Annotated in this window: 2 protein-coding genes; both read right to left on the bottom strand. The window is 40.0% G+C overall.

Annotated elements, in window-relative coordinates; translation table 11 throughout:
- Positions 1-192 precede the first annotated feature (192 nt).
- Positions 193-1,101: an IS3 family transposase gene (locus B045_RS0111655; protein ID WP_018464436.1), complete on the bottom strand. Its 909-nt coding sequence runs from the start codon at positions 1,099-1,101 to the stop codon at positions 193-195.
- A 2-nt stretch (positions 1,102-1,103) separates the two neighbouring features.
- A complete protein-coding gene (locus B045_RS14955) occupies positions 1,104-1,532 on the bottom strand; it encodes a hypothetical protein (protein ID WP_018464435.1) in 429 nt (142 codons plus the stop codon).
- Positions 1,533-1,571: the final 39 nt, after the last annotated feature.

Below are 1,571 nucleotides of genomic sequence, written 5' to 3'. Positions count from 1 at the left end.
TGTCTTTAGCCGGAATAGGTTTACATTTGTTATTAAATAAGTTGTCTAACCTTACCAGATTGGTTGTCATTCAATCCAATATGGTTGTCACCTTCCCGAATTAGTTGTCGGTTGATGAAAATTTTGTTACAAATATCTTTTATTATCATATCTTTGTCTACAAATTTAGAAATAAAATCCGATACAACAAAATTAAATAAATGAAAGACACTCCGAGGAAGTTGTCGACTGTGGGCAGACAGCCCCCGTTAGACTTTTCTCTTCATATAGCATTCGCTTCTGCTCAGGAGTGAGCATTTTGTTGCTCATATGTGGTCTTCGTTTATTGTAGAAATCGATAATCTGTGCCAACTTCTCCTGAGCATCTTTTCTGCTTTTAAAGCGTGGCTGACGATAAATCCACTCGACCTTAATGATACCGTTAACACGTTCTGCAATGGCATTGTCTGTAGGTTTATAATCCTCGGTCATGCTGATGCTCACTTTATAACTTTTCAGAAGATTCACGTAGTCATTAGAGCAGTATTGAGATCCTCGGTCTGAGTGATGAATCAGTTTTGTCAGATCATATTTCTGAGCCTTGTCAATGGCTTGTTGCAGGGCTTCAATAGTGTTTACAGCCATAAGGCTGTCCGAGAGCACCCAACCGATGATCTCATGCGTAAAAGCATCAGTCACAAGATGCAGATACATCACGCCTTCATCAGTATCAATATAAGTAATGTCGGCTACCCAAAGCTGGTTTGGAGCTGTCGCTACAAAGTTTTTTATGAGATTCTTATACTTGCGATAGTTATGGTTGGAGTTTGTCGTATGACGGCGTCTCTGAGGAGGAAGCATCAGACCATTTTTGCCAAGCACAGAATAAAATCTGTTTCGCCCGAACATATGCACACCAAACACCTCATGAAGCATCAGAAATAGCTTGTAGGCACCTAGTCCAGGATCAAGTTCACGAATGGCTTTGACCTCCTTAATCACTTTATCCGTCTGAAGCAATATCCTATCGTCAGTTTTCTTCTTTTTATAGTAGGCTTGTCTTGTTTTGCCAAACAGTCCGCACAGACATTCGAGCGAGGAGCCTGAATGTTTGGCGGCCATTCCTACGACCGTTTGGCACCAGATTTTTTTCTGATGCTGATTCCTTCCTGCTTCTCGGCGATGTCTATCATCATGTCAAGAGCTTCTGTGCGGAGTTTCTCATACGCAAGGGATTTCTCTAGTTCGAGAACTTTATTCCTAAGTTGCGCCTCTGTCAAACCTTTAAGTCCATCTTCTTTGTTTGCCATTGATTCAACAACAGAAATGGCTTGATTTTCCATTTCATGTCTTTCTGAAGACAAAGATACACTCTTTTCTTGAGATTTGCGAATACGATAAAGCCATGTTCGCACATTACGCGGATTAATGAAGTACTTGTCTGATATCGCTTTTATTGACAAATTACTTGTCGAAATCTCATGCAGAATTGCTTCTCGAACACTTGCTTCACAGCGTTCATAAGGACGCCTTTTTCTAATTATATTATCCATAGTTTACATTTTAGTGTAAACCTTTTCTGCTATAAGACA

Source organism: Segatella paludivivens DSM 17968 = JCM 13650, from assembly GCF_000373185.1.
Taxonomy (GTDB): Bacteria; Bacteroidota; Bacteroidia; order Bacteroidales; family Bacteroidaceae; genus Prevotella; species Prevotella paludivivens.
The sequence above is the reverse complement of the archived record's forward strand: the minus strand, read 5'-3'. Positions and strand labels throughout refer to the sequence as shown.

What these genes read in the sequence shown, in the direction of transcription:
- B045_RS0111655 (WP_018464436.1), bottom strand. Translation starts at nt 1,101, where the DNA reads ATGGCCGCCAAACATTCAGGCTCCTCGCTCGAATGTCTGTGCGGACTG.
- B045_RS14955 (WP_018464435.1), bottom strand. Translation starts at nt 1,532, where the DNA reads ATGGATAATATAATTAGAAAAAGGCGTCCTTATGAACGCTGTGAAGCA.